This is a genomic window from Pararhodobacter zhoushanensis, assembly GCF_003990445.1.
GTDB classification, from domain to species: Bacteria; Pseudomonadota; Alphaproteobacteria; order Rhodobacterales; family Rhodobacteraceae; genus Pararhodobacter; species Pararhodobacter zhoushanensis.
This window is the reverse complement of the sequence record NZ_REEZ01000003.1, coordinates 366,705-384,725: the sequence shown is the minus strand read 5'-3', so window position 1 is coordinate 384,725 and position 18,021 is coordinate 366,705. Positions and strand designations below refer to the sequence as shown.

Annotated in this window: 16 protein-coding genes; 6 read left to right on the top strand and 10 right to left on the bottom strand. The window is 66.1% G+C overall.

Going from position 1 to position 18,021, the window contains the following annotated elements; genetic code table 11:
- Positions 1-43 precede the first annotated feature (43 nt).
- Genes EAE28_RS23725 through EAE28_RS24350 form a run of 3 tightly spaced genes read left to right on the top strand, consistent with a single transcriptional unit; the run spans position 44 to position 3,003 of the window.
- Complete coding sequence (locus EAE28_RS23725) at positions 44-220, top strand: hypothetical protein (protein ID WP_164736602.1); 177 nt, start codon at positions 44-46, stop codon at positions 218-220.
- Complete coding sequence (locus EAE28_RS09965; RefSeq protein WP_127105698.1) at positions 217-1,524, top strand: calcium-binding protein; 1,308 nt, start codon at positions 217-219, stop codon at positions 1,522-1,524. The genes EAE28_RS23725 and EAE28_RS09965 overlap by 4 nt, the downstream gene beginning before the upstream one ends.
- Positions 1,525-1,563: 39 nt before the next feature.
- Positions 1,564-3,003 (top strand): calcium-binding protein, encoded by a 1,440-nt coding sequence (locus tag EAE28_RS24350; RefSeq protein WP_127105697.1) that lies wholly within the window; start codon positions 1,564-1,566, stop codon positions 3,001-3,003.
- Positions 3,004-3,013: 10 nt separating this feature from the next.
- Here EAE28_RS24350 and EAE28_RS09955 read toward each other — a convergent pair whose 3' ends face one another.
- The 5 genes from EAE28_RS09955 to EAE28_RS09935 form a co-directional block, all read right to left on the bottom strand.
- On the bottom strand, positions 3,014-3,877 hold the full coding sequence (locus EAE28_RS09955) for a D-amino-acid transaminase (RefSeq protein WP_127105696.1): 864 nt from the start codon (positions 3,875-3,877) through the stop codon (positions 3,014-3,016).
- Between the two features lie 80 nt (positions 3,878-3,957).
- Positions 3,958-4,701: a metallophosphoesterase family protein gene (locus tag EAE28_RS09950; protein ID WP_127105695.1), complete on the bottom strand. Its 744-nt coding sequence runs from the start codon at positions 4,699-4,701 to the stop codon at positions 3,958-3,960.
- A complete protein-coding gene (gene dgcA, locus EAE28_RS09945; RefSeq protein WP_127105694.1) occupies positions 4,701-5,663 on the bottom strand; it encodes an N-acetyl-D-Glu racemase DgcA in 963 nt (320 codons plus the stop codon). The genes EAE28_RS09950 and dgcA overlap by 1 nt, the downstream gene beginning before the upstream one ends.
- Positions 5,664-5,775: 112 nt before the next feature.
- Complete coding sequence (gene dgcN / locus EAE28_RS09940; protein WP_127105693.1) at positions 5,776-6,777, bottom strand: N-acetyltransferase DgcN; 1,002 nt, start codon at positions 6,775-6,777, stop codon at positions 5,776-5,778.
- Positions 6,778-6,918: 141 nt separating this feature from the next.
- Complete coding sequence (locus tag EAE28_RS09935; RefSeq protein WP_127105692.1) at positions 6,919-7,533, bottom strand: methyltransferase family protein; 615 nt, start codon at positions 7,531-7,533, stop codon at positions 6,919-6,921.
- Positions 7,534-7,721: 188 nt separating this feature from the next.
- On the opposite strand from EAE28_RS09935, the gene EAE28_RS09930 reads away from it, so the two are divergent.
- Entirely contained in the window at positions 7,722-8,681 is a 960-nt protein-coding gene (locus tag EAE28_RS09930; RefSeq protein WP_127105691.1) for an L-malyl-CoA/beta-methylmalyl-CoA lyase, read from the top strand.
- A 189-nt stretch (positions 8,682-8,870) separates the two neighbouring features.
- Here the strand turns inward: EAE28_RS09930 and EAE28_RS09925 are convergent, their stop codons facing one another.
- Positions 8,871-9,479, bottom strand: coding sequence for a GyrI-like domain-containing protein (locus EAE28_RS09925; protein WP_127105690.1), 609 nt, complete (start codon positions 9,477-9,479; stop codon positions 8,871-8,873).
- On the bottom strand, positions 9,476-10,324 hold the full coding sequence (locus EAE28_RS09920) for an AraC family transcriptional regulator (RefSeq protein WP_127105689.1): 849 nt from the start codon (positions 10,322-10,324) through the stop codon (positions 9,476-9,478). Before EAE28_RS09920 ends, EAE28_RS09925 begins: the two co-directional genes overlap by 4 nt.
- Before the next feature lie 119 nt (positions 10,325-10,443).
- On the opposite strand from EAE28_RS09920, the gene EAE28_RS09915 reads away from it, so the two are divergent.
- On the top strand, positions 10,444-12,768 hold the full coding sequence (locus EAE28_RS09915; protein WP_127105688.1) for a DEAD/DEAH box helicase: 2,325 nt from the start codon (positions 10,444-10,446) through the stop codon (positions 12,766-12,768).
- A gap of 36 nt (positions 12,769-12,804) precedes the next feature.
- On the opposite strand, the gene EAE28_RS09910 is transcribed toward EAE28_RS09915, so the two are convergent.
- The 3 genes from EAE28_RS09910 to fabF all read right to left on the bottom strand — a co-directional run bounded on the left by EAE28_RS09910 (position 12,805) and on the right by fabF (position 17,000).
- On the bottom strand, positions 12,805-14,160 hold the full coding sequence (locus EAE28_RS09910) for a DNA-packaging protein (RefSeq protein ID WP_425466771.1): 1,356 nt from the start codon (positions 14,158-14,160) through the stop codon (positions 12,805-12,807).
- A gap of 426 nt (positions 14,161-14,586) precedes the next feature.
- Positions 14,587-15,738, bottom strand: a complete 1,152-nt coding sequence (gene mltG / locus EAE28_RS09905) for an endolytic transglycosylase MltG (protein ID WP_127105686.1) — start codon at positions 15,736-15,738, stop codon at positions 14,587-14,589.
- Positions 15,738-17,000, bottom strand: a complete 1,263-nt coding sequence (gene fabF, locus EAE28_RS09900) for a beta-ketoacyl-ACP synthase II (RefSeq protein ID WP_127105685.1) — start codon at positions 16,998-17,000, stop codon at positions 15,738-15,740. Before fabF ends, mltG begins: the two co-directional genes overlap by 1 nt.
- A gap of 258 nt (positions 17,001-17,258) precedes the next feature.
- On the opposite strand from fabF, the gene fabG reads away from it, so the two are divergent.
- The gene (gene fabG / locus EAE28_RS09895) at positions 17,259-17,996 is read left to right on the top strand and encodes a 3-oxoacyl-[acyl-carrier-protein] reductase (RefSeq protein WP_127105684.1); all 738 of its coding nucleotides are present in this window, start codon (positions 17,259-17,261) and stop codon (positions 17,994-17,996) included.
- Positions 17,997-18,021 lie beyond the last annotated feature (25 nt).

Below are 18,021 nucleotides of genomic sequence, written 5' to 3'. Positions count from 1 at the left end.
GCGTGTCTGACGGTGCGGCGGCGACTCTCTGCCTGGTGGCGATATGATCGACGACCCCGACACCAAGCAGACCCTCATCAGGGTCCGCGTCCAACACGCGATGGCGCTTGAGGGTGTGACCAACCTCGCCACCGATGTGCTGATTGTCTCTTGCAGCCCACATGATCGCCGTTTTGCGGCAACCACCATCGCCGTGTCGTACAACCGGAGTGTGCCATGATCTACGCTTTTATGTTGCTTGCCCTTGCCCTGACTCTGGGAATGGGCGGTCAGACCGATGCCACCGACCCGGTGGACCCCACCGACCCCGACGAAGGGCCGACGGAAGGCAACGACAGCCTGAACGGCACCAGCGACGCGGACCTGATCGACGGGTTGGGCGGCGATGACACGCTGGCTGGCGGCGACGGGGACGACACGCTGATCGGTGGCGACGGCGACGACTGGTTGCGCGGCGGCGAGGGCAACGACGAGCTTGACGGCGGCGCAGGCGATGACGAGCTGCAGGGCGGGCCCGGCGACGACCGGCTCTTTGGCGGCGAAGGCGATGATACCCTGAACGGCGGCGCCGGAAACGACTGGCTCGAAGGCGGCGAGGGCCGCGATACGCTGACCTCGGGCGGCGGCTCCGACACGATGCTCGGGGGCGACGGCGCGGATTTGCTCTACCTGACCCGCGGCTTTGGGGATGGTATCATCGACGGCGGCGAGGGCAGCGACAGGCTGAGTATTGACGAGCGGCAGACTGTGGCGCTGACGCTTGAGACGCCTAATTCCGGCACCATCAGGGGTGACGACGGTGTGGTGACCTTCGAGAATATCGAAAACTATACCCTCAGACCGGGTGACCACAGTATCGACGCCACCGCCCTGAACGAAGGCGTCCGCATTACCATCAGGCCGCAAGAAGGAAACCCGCAGGCCGACACCTACGGCGACACGACCATACTCGGCGGCGGCGGCGACGACACTTTCATCGGCGGGCACCTGATGGATGGCGGACTGGGCAACGACAGGCTGGAAGGCTGGTTCGACTCGACCCTGATCGGGGGTGAGGGGGACGACGTTTTGGGGCTTTACAGCGCTGGCGATGACGCTGAAGGCTCACTGTTGCAGGGCGGCGCAGGGGATGATCATCTGACGAGCTGGGGCGCCAGCAGCCTTGAGGGCGGCGACGGCAACGATTTTCTGTTCGGTCAGGACGGCACGTTCATGACCGGCGGCGACGGCACGGACGCATTCGGGACGGAGATCTATCTCGACAGCGACAATATCACCCCCACGCTGTCAGAAGTCACCGTCACCGACTACGACGGCAGCGAAGACACGCTGAGACTCACCGTCGTGTATAACACCAGCGACTCGGATACCCCCGAACCGGCCCCTGACCTCGTCCTGGATACACGCACAGATCCCGACACAGGCGATGTGTCGATCACCATCAACGGCACTGTGGTGATGCAGCTTCAGGCACCCGCGAACTTCGATGTCTCGCAGGTGGTCGTCTACGCCACGCCAGCCTAAGGACGGCGGTGGCCCAGCCATAACAATCCGGAGCTCCCCATGACCTTCGCCCTTGTCGCACTTCTCTTCGGCCTCGCCTTCGCCTTTGGAAGCGGCGGGAACGCCGATTCCGATCCGGTCGAGCCCCCCGTCGACCCCACCGACGGCGACGACAGCCTGACCGGCACTGACGGTGCTGACCTGATCGACGGGCTGGGCGGCAATGACACGCTGGCTGGCGGCGGAGGGGACGACACGCTGATCGGGGGCGATGGCGACGACTGGTTGTTGGGTGGGGACGGCGACGACGATTTGCGGGGCGGCGCGGGCAATGACCTGCTCGAACAGGGCCTTGGGATCAACACGCTGGACGGCGGCGAGGGCGACGACACGATCACCCTATCCGACGATTTCGAGATGCGCACCGTCGACAACCCCGACGGCGGTCGCCCGCTGCTGGAACGCTCGGAACTCTCCGGCGGCGACGGCGGCGAGACCGAGGGCGACCTGCTCGACGCCTCGGGCATGACGCAAGCGATGCATCTCTATGCCGAAGGAAATACAAACTTCCTTGCCACCAGCCCGCATTTCGAACGCGCTGTCCTGTTGGACGGATTCGAACGCTATGCACTGGGGTCCGGCCATGACGTTGTCGAATATCACCGCGAGGACATCGCCCTCCAGATCAACACCGGCGCCGGGAGTGATGCGCTCTATCTCACAGCGGGTGCGCATCAGGTCCACAGCGGCAGCGGTGACGATTTGATCAGTGTCGAACTCATCGACGACCTGTTCCTCGACGGTGGCGAGGACGTGGATAGCCTGCATCTCTTTGGCAACGGCCCGCTTTCGATGGTGATCGATGACAGCGGATCCGGCGTTGCGAGCGATGCCGACGGCAACATCGCCTCCTTCGAGAATTTCGAAGCCTTTGAAATTGTCGGATCAGTCGATGCTTCCGCCACCAGCTTCGGCGTCGATATCGATACCCGCGGCGAGGGGACGGTGTTCGGCGGCACCGGGAACGATACGCTGAACGGCGACGAGGTCTACGGCGGGGACGGAGACGACCTGATCCTGGACAGCTATTACGCCGAGGGCGGCGCGGGAAATGATACGATCACGGCCCTGATCGCCGACGGCGGCGAGGGCGACGACACACTGGACGGCGACACCCTGACCGGCGGCGAGGGCACCGATCATTTCATCGCGCGCATCGGCGTCGGCAATGGCTTGCCCCCAGATTTTGCACCGAACCTGATCACCGACTATGAGAGCGGCGAAAGTGTGGCCGTAACCATCGGCTACAACACGGTGGATTCCAACGATCCCTCGATCACCTATCCGGAGCCTGAGGTCACAATCGAGGAAGACGCGGCCAACAATCAGGTGCGGGTGCTGGTCGACGGCCAGCCGGTGCTGGTGGTGCAGGGCACCTCCAGCCTGCCGGACGACGCGCTCGAGCTGCGCGTCGCCGGCAGAAATCCGTGGGCCTTCTAACCCCGGCGGTTCAGATCGCCGCCTTGCGCATTTCGTCGAGGTAAATCTCGCGCATCCGCGCCGCCACCTTGCCCGGCTTGCCATCGCCCAGCACCGCGCCGTCAATCTCGATCACCGGCATCACAAAGGCCGAGGCCGAGGTGATGAACGCCTCGTCGGCTTCCTGTGCTTCGGCGATGGTGAAGGGGCGCTCGATCACTTCCATCTGCGCCTCACGCGCGAAGCGCAGCACGGCGGCGCGGGTGATCCCGTGCAGGATGTCATGCGACAGCTCGCGGGTGATAATGCTGTTGCCCTTGACGATATAGGTGTTGTTCGAGGTGCCTTCGGTGACAAACCCGTCCTCGACCAGCCACGCGTCGTCGCAGCCCGCTTTCTTGGCCATCATCTTGCCCATCGACGGGTAGAGCAGCTGCACGGTCTTGATGTCGCGGCGGCCCCAGCGGACATCGGGGATCGAGATCACCTTCATGCCGACCTTGGCCGCCGGGCTCTCCGCCAGACCGGGCTTTGACTGGGTGAACAGCACCACCGTCGGCGGGCAGGTCTCGGGGTCCGGCCAGGCGAAATCGCGGTCGCCGGGGGCGCCCCGGGTGACCTGCAGGTAGATCATGCCATCCGTGATCTCGTTCACCGTGACCAGCTCGCGGTGGATCGCCAGCCATTCGTCGGCGCTCAGCGGGTTGCGGATCTCCAGCTCGCCCAAGGAGCGGGCCAGACGCTTGAGGTGGCCGTCGAAGTCGATCAGCTTGCCACCCAGCACCGAGGTGACCTCGTAGACGCCATCGGCCATCAGAAAGGCACGGTCGAAGATCGAGACCCGCGCCTGATCCTCGGGCAGGTAGTCGCCGTTGACGTAAACAGTGCGGGTCATGGGGTCTTCTCCGTCAGAGGGTTTCTTGGCAGCAGGTTTCGGGTTTCATCGGTTTTGCGGGTCGCCCCGTCAAGAGGGGATCACGCGGTGATCCAGCCGGTCTTCACCGCGCTTGCCCACTCATCACGGCCCTGCGCCGTGGCACGCGCGGCCATACGGCGGCTGTCATAGGGCACGCGGCGGAACGTCACGTCCCAGCCGCCGGGCGTCTGGTCGAGCAGCGCATAGCTCGCCTCGGGGAAACCGGCCTCGACGGCATGCGGCACCGGTTCGGCATCGGTGTAGGCCGGACAGCCGACGCTACCGGGGTTCACCACCTGCCGCCCGTCCGGCAGGCGCAGGGCGCGCGGCAGATGCGAATGGGCGCACAGGATGAGCTTGGCCTCGATCCCGGCCAGCAACCGGGCGATGGTCGGTGCATCCCGCTGCGCGACGCCGCCATCGGGCGTGATACGCTCGCACAGATAGGTCTCGTCGCTGGCGGGGGTGCCATGACAGCAAAACACATCGGCAAAGCGCAGCGTCTGCGGCAGACTGGCCAGCCAGTCCAGCGCGTCCGCGTCCAGCTCGTCATAGGCGGCGCTGTCCGACCGCCCCATCGCCGCGCGCGGGGTCTCCAGCAGAGTGCGGTCGTGGTTGCCGCGCAGGGACTCCAGATCAGGCCGCGCCGCCAGCAGCGCCCAGGTCTCACCCGCCGCCAGCGGTCCGCTGAAGTGATCGCCCAGCACGACGACCCGGTTCGCCCCCTGCCCCGTCAGATCCGCCAGCACCGCGCGCAACGCATCGGCGTTGCCGTGAATGTCGGCCAGCGCCGCGATCCGCATCAGCCCCAAAGCTCCGCCGTCGAGGGGTGCACACCGGCCTCGTCATAAGCCAGCGGCGGCACGCGATCCTCGGCCAGCAGCAGCGGGCCGTCCAGATCGACCACCTCAACCCCCTGCGCCACCAACACCGCCGGTGCCATCGCCAGCGAGGTGCCGACCATGCACCCCACCATCACGCGGTACCCTTCTGCCTGCGCGGCGGCGCGCAGCGCCAGCGCCTCGGTCAAGCCGCCGGTCTTGTCGAGCTTGATGTTCACCATGTCATACTTGCCTTTGAGGTCAGGCAGCGAGCCCCGGTCATGGCAACTCTCGTCCGCGCAAACGGGCAGCGGCCGCGCGATCTCGGCCAGCAGGTCATCCTTGCCCGCAGGCATCGGCTGCTCGACCATCGCCACGCCCAGACGCAGCAGATGCGGTGCCAGCTCGGTGTAAACCTCGGCCGACCAGCCCTCATTCGCATCCACCACAATGCGCGATTTGGGTGCGCCCGCGCGCACCGCCTCCAGCCGTGCCATGTCATCCGGCGTGCCCAGCTTGATCTTCAGCACCGGCCGATGCGCATGCCGCGCCGCCGCCGCCTGCATGCTCTCGGGTGAGCCCAGCGACAGGGTGAAACAGGTGATCATCGGCCCCGGCGCGGCCAGCCCGGCCAGTTGCCAGACCCGCTTGCCCGCCGCCTTCGCCTCAAGATCCCACAGCGCACAATCCACCGCGTTGCGCGCCGCCCCCGCTGGAAGCGCATCCTGCAACGCCACCCGGTCGATCCCGGCAGGCAGGCCGTCAACCTGAGCCGCCACCGACTCTAGCGACTCGCCATAGCGCGCATAGGGCACGCATTCGCCCCAGCCGACCATGCCGTTGCGCTCCACCCGCACCGTCAGCACTTTCGCCTCGGTCCGCGACCCGCGCGAGATGGTGAACACCTCGGCCAGTCGAAAGCTCTCTGCGGTCACGGTGATCATGCGCACCCTCATCATCTGTCTAAAAATATCCACGGGGGGTTTCCAAAGGGGGGCGCGTGCGCTCCCCTTTGGCGAGGGGGTTCGGGGGGCGAGCAGCCCCCCGACGCTGCCCTCAGATCCCCTCGAGCGCGTCCACCAGCTTGGCCGCGCCATAGCGGAACGGGTCCGTCGCTGGCAGCCCGACACGCGCCTCGACCTCGGCCAGATAGGCCTTGGCCTCGGCGTCCGACATATGCTGCGTGTTCACCGACACACCCACCGCCACACAGGCCGGGTTCGCCACCCGCGCCAGCGTCAGCGCCACATCGCGCACCGCTTCGATGCTGGGCAACTGATAGCCCGGCAGACCGCGCATATGCGCGCGGGTCGGCTCGTGGCAGATCACCAGCGCGTCGGGCTGGCCGCCATGCACCAGCGCCAGCGTCACGCCGGAATAGCTGACGTGGAACAGGCTGCCCTGCCCCTCGATCAGATCCCAATGGTCGGGGTCGTTGTCCGGCGTGAGATACTCGATCGAGCCCGCCATGAAGTCGGCGATCACCGCATCCAGCGGCACGCCGCCGCCGGTGATCAGGATGCCGGTCTGGCCGGTCGCCCGGAAGCTGGCCTTCATGCCCCGCTCGCGCATTTCCTTTTCCATGCACAGCGCGGTGTACATCTTGCCGACCGAGCAGTCGGTGCCAACGGCCAGCAGGCGCTTGCCGGTCCGCTTTTCCCCGTTGGCGATGGGATATTTCACCGACGGGATGCGCACGTCATGCAGGGTGCGGCCGGTGGCTTTGGCGACAGCGGCCAGATCGGCCTCGTCGCGCAGCAGGTTATGCAGGCCCGAGGCCAGATCGAAGCCCTCTTCCAGCGCCTCGACCAGCACCTTTTTCCACGTCTGACTGATAACCCCGCCGCGGTTGGCAACGCCGATAACCACCGTTTTCACGCCGGCCGCCTTGGCTTCGGCCAGCGTCATGTCGGGCAGGCCCATATCGGCCTTGCAGCCGTCCAGCCGCAGCTGACCCAGCGCGTATTCAGGGCGCCAGTCCTTGATGCCTTGCGCGACCTTGGCGGCCAACATGTCGGGCGCGTCGCCCAGAAACAGCAGATACGGGGTTTCGATCATAGCGGACTCCATCGCGCAGGTTCATCGAAGAATGCAGCGAGGCGCGGCGAATGTCTTTGATTTCTTGCGTCAATATGGCGGCTGTTATCGAAGATTGTTCGATCTTTCAGCAATACGGCAGAAGAAACGTGCAGCCTGCCTTCAAGGAAGGATGAAACTGCCCAGAACGCCACTCTCGCGCAGCGTTTCCATCAGCTCGGCCAGCGGGATCAGCGCCAGAAAACCCAACGCATCGGCGAGGTTGCGGCGAAGGACCAAAGCGTCGAAGGTCACCTCAACCGGTGTCTGGAACATCGACGGCTTCGGCCAGATCCGAGGCACCCGCTGGGCATAAAGATCATAGGCCGGTGCAAATTCGGCGCGCAGGAAAGTCTCTTCTCGCGCCGCCGTCATGCTCAGGATCACAAAGGCCACGCCCCCGAGCAAGGCCGCCAGCACGAAAGATCCCAGCATCAACCCCAGCCCGATCGCGCCGATTGTCGTGCTCAGATACAGGGGATGACGGCACATCGAATAGGGGCCGTCCTGCACGACCTGATTGTTCTTGCGCCCGCCGATGTAGAGGATCGACCAGAACCGCCCGAGCACCGCCGCAACAACGACCAGCGCGCCGACAACCTCGAACACCGGCTGCACCAGGGTGTCTGACCAAGCTGACTGCATGAAAGCGATGAAGGGGATGCAGGCCAGAGCCACACCGCGGGAAATCCACACGCGGATTTTCTGGTTCACAGGTGATACGGTGGCTTGGGTCATCGCAGATCCTCTCGCTGAGCGCCTCACCGCATAGACCCGCTTGCGTCGCTCGGTCAATCGAACCGATGTCGCGCGTGCTGCGCAGGCAGCATCGCACCTCGCAGGTGCAGAATCCCCCTTGCGCATAGGTGCGCAACATTATATCCACCACCCCGAGTCAAACGTAATATCCTTACTCAAGGAACTGCATGTCCTTTCGCATCCAGCCCCCCTCGCCCGCCCGTCCCAACCGCTGCCAACTTTTTGGCCCCGGCTCACGGACTGCGCTGTTCGAGAAAATGGCGGCATCGGCGGCGGACGTGATCAATCTGGACCTTGAGGATTCGGTTGCGCCGTCGGACAAGGACAGCGCGCGGGCCAACATCATTCAGGCCACGCATGACGTGGACTGGAACACCAAGTACCTCAGCGTGCGCATCAACGGGCTGGACACGCCCTATTGGTACAAGGACGTCGTCGACCTGCTGGAGCAGGCCAGCGACCGGCTGGACCAGATCATGATCCCCAAGGTCGGTTGCGCCGCTGATGTTTATGCGGTCGATGCGCTGGTGACGGCTGTTGAGCGCGCCAAGGGCCGCACCAAGCCGATCAGCCTTGAGGTGATTATTGAGAGCGCAGCGGGCATTGCCCATGTCGAAGAGATCGCGGCTTCGTCCCCGCGCCTGCAGGCGATGAGCCTCGGTGCTGCGGATTTCGCCGCCTCGATGGGGATGCAGACCACCGGCATCGGCGGCACGCAGGAAAACTATTACATGGCACGCGAGGGGGCGAAATACTGGTCCGATCCCTGGCACTGGGCGCAAGCCGCCATCGTCGCCGCCTGCCGGACGCATGGCGTGCTGCCGGTTGACGGGCCGTTCGGCGATTTCAGCGATGATGACGGGTTCCGCGCGCAGGCGCGCCGCTCGGCGACGCTGGGCATGGTCGGCAAATGGGCGATCCACCCCAAGCAGGTCGCGCTGGCCAACGAAGTTTTCACCCCGTCCGACGAGGCCGTCGCCGATGCCCGCGCCATTCTGGCCGCGATGGAAGAGGCCAAGGCCAACGGTCAGGGTGCGACGACCTACAAGGGCAAGCTGATCGACATCGCGTCGATGAAGCAGGCCGAAGTGATCGTGAAACAATCCGAGCTGATCGCACGCGGTTAAGCTCGGGACAGAGGTACCGAGGCCCGAAGCCGGGGAGGGCTGGCGGGCTACGGAGGAGGGACGCGCGCCGGGCAACTGGCGCGCGTCTTCCGTTAACGGGTACTTAGGTCTGACATTTTTGCAATGTTGGAAAATTGATAGAAATTTCGCTCTTACAGCGAGAACCAGCGCTCAGGATGTTTAAAGAGTCTAACTCTTCGCTCTCACCGGCTGCCGGATAATCGTCTTCAGCTTCTCGGGCGCGGTGCGGTTGGGGTCGGACAGGTAGATCTCGTGATGCTGCCCGTGCAGAGCGAACCCCTGCTCCGCAGCTTGCGCGTGCATGCGGGCGATCAGTGGGGCCTCGTCCGCATAAGCGCCCAGATGCAGGGCCTGCAGGCACTCCCCCTCGTCCACGACTTCAAGCGTCACCTCGGCCAGCGCGTCTGCCACCTCGGGCTTGTCCTTGCGCCGCTTGGCAATCGCCGCCGCGCGCAACTGCGTCAAGACGGCGTCATCCAGCCAGTCCGGTGCGCGGATCATCATCGTCCAGCGCCACACCGCCCGGTCGCCGGTCAGAAACGCCGCCATATTATCAGCCCACCACAGCCCCTCAAGCGGGCCGACCTTCTCGTCGTGGCCCAATGCCTTGCCCGCAAACCGCGCGCCATAGGCCAGACCATAGAGTGCGGCCACGGCGGTGCCATAGACGTCTCCACCCGGCGCGCCCTGCCCGTCGATGGCGAAAAAGCGCAGCGGCGGCACCTGAACGCGCTGGATGACACCGGGCTTGCCAGTCAACAGCGGGTCTTTGCTCATGCCCGGTCCTCGAGCGGCAGCAGGATGTCGGTGCGCAGATCCTCGGGCGCGGTGTTCATCGGCGTGTTGAGGTAGAACTCCCACGACGGCGCGTCGCGCATCGCCTCGCCGCTTGCCGCCAGCCAGTCGCCAAAGAGCCACTCATACGCCAGACCGAAGCCGGTATAAGGCCCCTTGAACGCCATGCGCGCATAGCGGCCCCCGGCAATCGCCAGTTCATCCAAACCAGCGGGCAGTGGCAGGTCCGCATCGACGATCACGCCGGCGAAACTGCGCAGCGCTTCGGGTGCGACAATCGACGGGTCATCGAAATAAACGCCCACCAAACCGCGCGTCTGAGGCCATAAATCCAGAGAGGCCAGCTCGGCGCTCAGCTGATCATAGGCCGCCCCGATCTGCATGTAAGGGCCCGCGTGCGGCAGACCGATGGCCCGGCGCGGGGCCTCGTTGGTGATGGTGACTGGAAACATGCTGTGTCCTCCTTGGCCAATGGTTCTGAGTTTGAGCGGCAGCGCCTGCCCCGCCTTGCGGAATTCGCCGGGTGCGACGCCATACGCCGCCCGAAACGCACGGGTGAAACTGGCGGCATTCGGATAGCCACAGGCCCGCCCCACAGCGGCCACCGGCGCATCGCTGCGCGCCAGCGCATGCGCCGCGCGGTTCAGGCGGACGCGGCGAACGGCCTCTGACACTGTCTCGCCCGTCATCGCCGCAAAGACCCGGTGAAAGTGGAACCGTGACAGCGCCGCGACGTCAGCCAGCTCATCGAGCGAGTGCTCGCGCGCCGGGTCATCGTGAATTGCCGCGTAGACTCTTTTCAGTCTTGCTTTGTAATCAACCGTCATTCACACCTCTCTTGCGGCGTTCTGGCATAGCCGTCCTGTGCATGTCTTGCTATTCTTACCCTATACAGCGCCGCCCTCGGAGCGTATGGGGGCGGCTTGTGTTTCAAGGATACCGCCACATGACCGCCGCTCTTCCCCCCCTTCCCGCACCGCTCGCCCGTGCCCTGGCCGAAAAAGGCTACGAAGCTCTGACGCCGGTGCAAGCGGCTGTGGTGGACCCCTCTGTCGCGGGCAAAGACCTGTTGGTCTCGGCTCAAACCGGGTCGGGCAAGACGGTGGCCTTTGGTCTGGCGATGGCCGACAACATGCTTGACGATGGCGGCATGCTGCCCCCGCCCGACACCGCGCGCGCGCTGGTCATCGCGCCGACGCGCGAACTGGCCCTGCAAGTCCGCCGCGAACTGGAATGGCTCTATGCCGAAGCCGGTGCCGTGATCGCCAGCTGCGTTGGCGGCATGGACGCCCGGTCCGAGCGCCGGGCGCTGGAGCGGGGCGCGCATATCGTCGTCGGCACCCCCGGCCGTCTGCGCGACCATATTGAGCGCGGCGCGCTGGATCTGACCACGCTGACCACCGCTGTGCTGGACGAAGCGGACGAGATGCTGGATCTGGGCTTCCGCGAGGATCTGGAATTCATCCTGAAAGCCGCCCCCGAAGAGCGCCGCACGCTGCTGTTCTCGGCGACGGTCCGCCCCGAGATCGAGCGTCTGGCCCGCACCTATCAGCGCGACGCGCACCGCATTGCCACCGAAACCTCACGCGAAGCGCATGGCGATATCTCGTACCGCGCGCTGATGGTTGCGGCCGAGGAATCCGAGCGCGCCATCGTCAACGTGCTTCGCTATTACGAGGCGCCCAATGCGCTGGTGTTCTGCAAGACGCGTGTGGCCGTGAACCACCTGACCGCCCGCCTGCTGAACCGTGGTTTCTCGGTTGTGCCGCTGTCGGGCGAGCTGGCGCAGGAAGAGCGTTCGCGCGCCCTGCAAGCAATGCGCGACGGGCGTGCCCGCGTTTGTGTGGCCACCGACGTGGCGGCGCGCGGCATCGACCTGCCCGGTCTTGAACTGGTGATCCACGCCGATTTGCCGTCTAACAAGGAAACCCTTCTGCACCGTTCGGGCCGTACCGGACGCGCCGGGCGCAAGGGGGTCAGCGTGCTGATCGTGCCGTCTTCGGCCCGCCGCAAGACCGAGCGCCTGCTGAACATGGCCGCGCTGGATGCCGAATGGGCTTCGGCCCCGACGGCCGCCGAAGTCTCGGCCCGCGATACCGAACGTCTGCTGACCGACCCCATTCTGGGCGCTGCCGAGCAGGCCGACGAGATGCCCATCATCACCATGCTGACCGAGCGTTTCAGCTCGCGTGAGCTGGCCGCTGCCGTCTCGCGCTTCTATTTCGCCGCCCGTTCGGCCCCTGAGGATGTCGTTGCCGTGTCGGCGGATGGTGCCAAGCCGCGCGCCCGGACCGAGTTCGAGCGCAGCTTCTGGGTGCGTCTGGGTGTTGGCCACACGGGTCGCGCCGAAGCCCGCTGGCTGCTGCCGATGCTGTGCCGTAACGGCGATCTGACCAAAGCCGACATCGGTGCGATCCGCATCTACCCGGATTACACGCTGGCCCAGCTGCATGACGATTGCGCCGAGCGGTTCTGGAACGCGCTGGGAGAAGCCCGCTCGCTTGAGCAGGAAATCCCGGTGGAACCCGCCGAGGCTCCGGCGGAAGGCGACCGCCCTGCCCCGCGTCCGCGCCCGGAAGGTGACCGCCCGTTCAAGGCCCGTGCGCCGCGCGAAGACGGCGAGCGCGCCTACAAGCCGCGCGCCCCGCGTGAGGACGGCGAACGTCCGGCCTACACCCCGCGCCCGCCGCGCGACGATGCCGAACGTCCGGCCTACAAAGCCCGCGCGCCGCGCGATGACTCGGATCGCCCGGCCTACAAGCCGCGTGCGGCTGGCGAAGGTTCAGAGCGTCCCGCCTACAAACCCCGCGCCGCTGCGGGCGAGAAAAGCGACCGTCCGGCCTATAAGCCACGCGCCGCTGGCGAGAACAGCGACAGGCCCTACAAGGCCCGCGCCCCGCGCGAGGATGGCTACAAGCCCCGCAGCGCCGATGGTGATCGCCCCTACAAGCCGCGTGCGGCCGCTGGAGAGGGTTACAAGCCCCGCTCGGCGGATGCCGATGGCGAGCGTCCGCGCAAGCCGCGTGCTGCTGCGGGCGAAGGTGCGCCGCGCACGGCGAAATACACCCCGCGTCCGGCGGGTGACAGCGCCAAGCCTGCCCGCCCGCGCATCGACCCCGATGCCGCGCGCAACCCCTCGGCCCGTCTGGGCAAGCCGCCGGCGCGCAAGCCTGCCGGCAAGCCGACCGGGAAACCGGGTGGCAAGCCCTTCGGTGGCAAGCCGTCAGGCTCGGGTGGTCCCGGCGGCAAGCCGTTCCGTCCGAAAAGCTGATCAAGAAAGGGGGCCGATGGCCCCCTTTTTCGTCTCTCAGACCGAGCGCACGCTGGGCACCCGCCGCGCCCTGCTGGCCGGTTCCAGCATCAGCGCGTGCAGCGCCCAGACCAGCGCGTCCAGCCGGTCGGGGCTGCCCTTGCCCTGAAAGCCCTTGGTGGTCATCAGCGCCATCTGCTCTTCCAGCTTGGCCAGACCGGCAACATGCCTGACCCGCCCCTGCTCGTAGAGCGCCGCCACCGGCTCGGCCCGCGCCTTCTTGTTGGCGGTCGCATGCACCTGCGTCACCGGCACCAGCGGGTCCACGCTGCGCAGCACGCTTTCCACCAGATTGCCGCCCTGATTGACCTCGGCGACCAGCCGGTCGGCCCCGTGGCGGTCCATCGCGGCAATCGCGGCCTCGGCCCATTGCGTCGGGCTGGTGGCGCGGATGCTGGCGTCCTCCAGCACCACCGCGCGCCAGTCTTTGACCGGGCCTTTCGTCATCGCCCCGACCACGACGATCCCGCACAGGTCCGAGCGTGGCCCGGCGCTGACTGCCGGGTCGACGGCCACCACGACGCGGGAGAATGCGGGCAGCCGCTCGGCCCGGCATCCGGCCAGCAACGAGACGGGAAACAGCGTGCCCTCGGCATCTTCCAACAGCTGCCCTTCCAGCTCTTGCCGGCCCAGATGCGAGCCGCCATAGCGCGCCTCGACCTCGGTCAGAAAAGACGCGGCCAGAAAGGCGCGGTTGGCGGTGGTGGGCGCACGGGTCACCGTGGTCGAGGGTAGGCCCAGCACCTCCTTGAGCACCCCTTGCGCGCGTGGTGTGGTGGTGACGACGCAGCGCGGGTCGTCGCCCAGCCGCAGGGCGAATTGCAGCTGGTCCCAGACCTCTTCGGATTTCTTCCACTTGCCCAGCTCATCCGCCCAGGCCGCGTCGAATTGCGGCCCGCGCAACGACTCGGGCGCATGCGCCGAGACGCTTTGCGCCACCGCCCCGTTCGGCCAGACCAGCCGCTTGCGCGTGGCCTCCCATTTCGGGCGGCGGTCGGGCGGCGAGCAGGCCATGATCCCGCTTTCACCAAAGATCATCACCTCGCGCACCTGATCCAGCGTCTCGCCGACCAGCGCCACCCGCCGCGCCACACCCGGGTCGCGCGGGCCTGCCCCTTCGACCTGCGCGCGCACCCATTCGGCCCCGGCGCGGGTCTTGCCCGCGCCGCGCCCGCCCATGCACACCCATGTGCGCCACGCGCCTTCAGGCGCGCGCTGATGGGGCAGTGCCCAGAAGTCGAAGAGCCAGGGCAGCGCGGTAAGGGCGCTGTCACTCAGCCCCGCCAGAAACGCCTCGCGCAGACTGCGCGGTGCGCAGGCAAGCCATTCGGCGTCGCACCTCGGCGCCTGCAGCGGCGAGATCCAGCTCTCCGTCTCGGGCTCCTGACTGCTCGGTGATCTTTTCAAGTTTTGCGCGTTCACTGAACACTGCCTCCAATGCCTTGCGCAGGGCGGCCATCGCCGACGCAAGATCGCGCGCCGGTCCCAGATCCCCTGCCTTGATACTTTCGATGACCGCATCCAGCTCTGCACCGCAGGCAGCCAGCTGCCGTTCCGCCTGCGCCACCAAGTGCCGCGGCGGGTCTTCCCCCTGAGGGGTCTTCCCGTCTGTCATAGCTACGTTCCGCTGTTTCGCTGCCCGTGCGAGCAAAACGAAAACGGCCCGGGGAGGACCCGGGCCGTTGTTCATTTCTTCCAGCGTGCGATAACTACTACACTTTAGCGTGCAAAAAGTCAATCCGGGGCCGCAACAGCGGCACCGGGATAGTCGCTAAAAGTTTAGTTATCCGTCTCCGCTTCCAACCGCCGCCAGCGCGCGACGTTGTCGTTATGCTCGGCCAGCGTCACCGCAAAGGCATGCCCGCCCGAGCCATCGGCAACAAAGTAGATGTAGTCCGTCGTCTCGGGGTTCAGCACCGCCTCGATGCTGGCGCGGCCCGGGTTGGCGATGGGTGTCGGCGGCAAGCCGTCGATGCGGTAGGTGTTATACGGCGTGTCCGCGTTCAGCTCGGACCGGCGCAACCCGCGTCCCAGCACCCGCTGGCCCAGCGTGATGCCATAGATCACCGTCGGGTCTGTCTGCAGCCGCATCGGCACGGCCAGACGGTTCAGGAACACGCTGGCCACCACGCGCCGCTCTTCGGGCACACCGGTTTCCTTTTCCACGATCGAAGCAAGGATCAGCGCTTCCCCGGGCGTTTCGAAGGGCAGGCCTTCGACCCGGTTTTCCCACGCCGTCGCCAGAATCCCCGCCTGACGCTCTTCCATATCGGCGATCAGCGCCGCCCGGTCAGCCCCGCGCCGGACCTCGTAGCTGTCGGGGGACAGCACGCCCTCGGCCGGAACCTCGGGGATCGTCCCCTCAAGGAATTCGGCGTTGGTCAGCGCGTTCCAGATCTGCCAGCTGGTCGCGCCCTCAGCCACGGTGATGCGGAAGCGGGTGTCGGGCAGGTTGGCAACCGTCTGATATTCGGCAGGAAACTCTTCGGTTTCCAGCGGCAGCGTCACCGCCTCTTCGAAGCGGTTGGTCGCCGGGTCCAGCTCGCGCACCAGATAGCTGACCTGTGTCACACCGATACGCAGCACCACCTCGGTCCCGCAGGTCGAGGCCCCGCCGCGCGTCACGATGTCGAGGATCTCATCCATCGACGCCCCGGCGGGCACCAGATACGAGCCAAACCGCAACCGCCCGTCGCGCCCGTCGTACTGAGCGCCGATGCGGAAGATCATCGGGCTGCTGACGGCCTCTTGCGCGTCAAGCGAGGCCGCTACTGTGCGCAGGTTTGCCCCCTGATCGACGCGCAGGCAGATTGCCTCGGTCAACGGGCCCTGCGCGACAAAGGCGCGCTGCCCCATGGCCACGACACCGCCCAGCACGACAAACGCCACGATCAGCAGCGTGAAGACATTCGCAACGACGTGCTTCCACATCAGGGGCGGACCTTGCCCATCACAAGGCTTGCGTTGGTGCCACCAAAGCCGAACGAGTTCGACAGAACGATGTCGATCTTGCGCTCACGCGCGGTGTTGGCCACCAGATCCAGACGTGGAGCCACGGCGGGATTGTCCAGATTGATCGTCGGCGGGGCGATCTGGTCGCGCAGCGCCAGAATGCAGAAGATCGCCTCGACCGCGCCTGCAGCGCCCAACAGGTGCCCGATGGCGGATTTGGTGGACGACATCGTCGCCTTTTCCGCCGCGTCGCCCAACAGGCGCTCAACGGCGGCCAGCTCGATGGTGTCGGCCATTGTGCTGGTGCCATGCGCGTTGATGTAGTCCACCTGCGCCGGGGTGACCCCAGCACGCTCAAGCGCGGCTTTCATGCTGCGGAACGCGCCGTCGCCATCCTCGGCCGGGGCGGTGATGTGATACGCGTCACCCGACAGGCCATAGCCCAGGATCTCGGCGTAAATCTTCGCGCCGCGCGCCTTGGCGTGCTCGTATTCCTCAAGCACAACGATGCCCGCGCCCTCACCCATGACGAAGCCGTCGCGGTCGGCGTCATAGGGACGGCTGGCGGTTTCGGGCGATTCGCCGCGTTTGGTCGACAGCGCCTTGCAGGCGTTGAAACCTGCGATGCCGATCTCGCTGATCGGGGATTCAGCCCCGCCAGCGACCATCACATCCGCGTCACCCAGCATGATCAGCCGGGACGCATCGCCGATGGCATGCGCGCCGGTCGAACAGGCGGTGACGACAGAGTGGTTCGGGCCCTTGAACCCGTAACGGATGCTGACATGGCCCGAGATCAGGTTGATCAGAGCACCGGGGATGAAAAACGGCGAGACCCGCTTGGGGCCGCGCTCTTTGATCAGCAGCGCTGTTTCGGCAATCGTCGAAAGACCGCCGATACCCGAACCGATCATCACGCCGGTCCGCAAGCGGCCTTCTTCATCCTCGGGCTCCCAGCCTGAGTCGCGTACGGCCATGGTCGCGGCGGCCATGCCGTACAGGATGAAATCATCGACCTTGCGTTGCTCTTTGGGCTGCATCCAGTCATCGGGATTGAACGTGCCGTCAGTGCCGTCGCCGCGCGGAATTTCGCATGCGTAAGTCGTCGCCAGATGACTGGCGTCAAAACGGGTGATTGTCCCGGCACCTGATTGCCCGGCAATCAAGCGTTTCCAGGTCTCTTCGACCCCGCAGGCCAGCGGTGTCACCATTCCCAGACCCGTCACCACGACTCGGCGCATCTGTCATCCTCCGACTAGGGCTTCGCTTTGCGACATATACATTGTTTAGCGTCGGGAAAAGCCCGACCGCAATGGGTGGCGGAACCCTGCCCGCTGGCGTGCCGCCCGGCGGACTGCTAAAACCGGGCCCAACGTCCGGGCACCCCGGCTTTGCCCCTCACCTTGCCCCCAGTACGCCGGGGGTGAATTGGCCGCATGGCCAAGAGGGGGCTGGCCCCCTGCCCGGCCGGCACCGACGCAACGACGAAAGGATATCCCATGTTCGACCTCAGCGGCAAACGCGCCCTGATCACTGGCGCTTCGGGCGGCATCGGCGCCGCCATCGCCCGCGCGCTGCATGCCGCCGGGGCCACTGTCGGCCTCTCGGGCACGCGCGAAGAGCCGCTGCAGGCACTGGCCGCCGAACTGGGCGAGCGCGCCTATGTGCTGCCGTGCAACCTGTCCGACCCGGCAGCGGTCGAAGCCCTGCCGAAAGCCGCCATCGAGGCGATGGGCGGGCTGGATATTCTGGTCAACAACGCTGGCATCACCCGCGATCAGCTCTTCATGCGCATGTCGGATGACGAGTGGGCCTCGGTGCTGGACGTGAACCTGACCGCCACCATGCGCCTGTGCCGCGCGGTCATGCGCCCGATGATGAAGGCGCGCTGGGGTCGGATCGTGAATATTTCCTCCATCGTCGGCGCCACGGGTAACGCGGGTCAGGTCAACTATGCCGCGTCCAAGGCCGGCATGATCGGCATGACCAAGTCGATCGCGGCTGAAGTCGCCTCGCGCAACATCACCGCCAATGCCGTCGCGCCGGGCTTTATCGCCACGCCGATGACCGACAAGCTGACCGACGACCAGAAAGCCAAGATCAACGGCCAGATCCCCGCAGGTCGTATGGGCACGCCCGAGGAAATCGCGGCAGCGGTGCTCTATCTCGCCTCGCCCGAGGCAGCCTATGTTACCGGGAGCACGATTCATGTGAACGGCGGAATGGCGATGCTGTGACGCCGGGGCGGGTCACAGACTCACC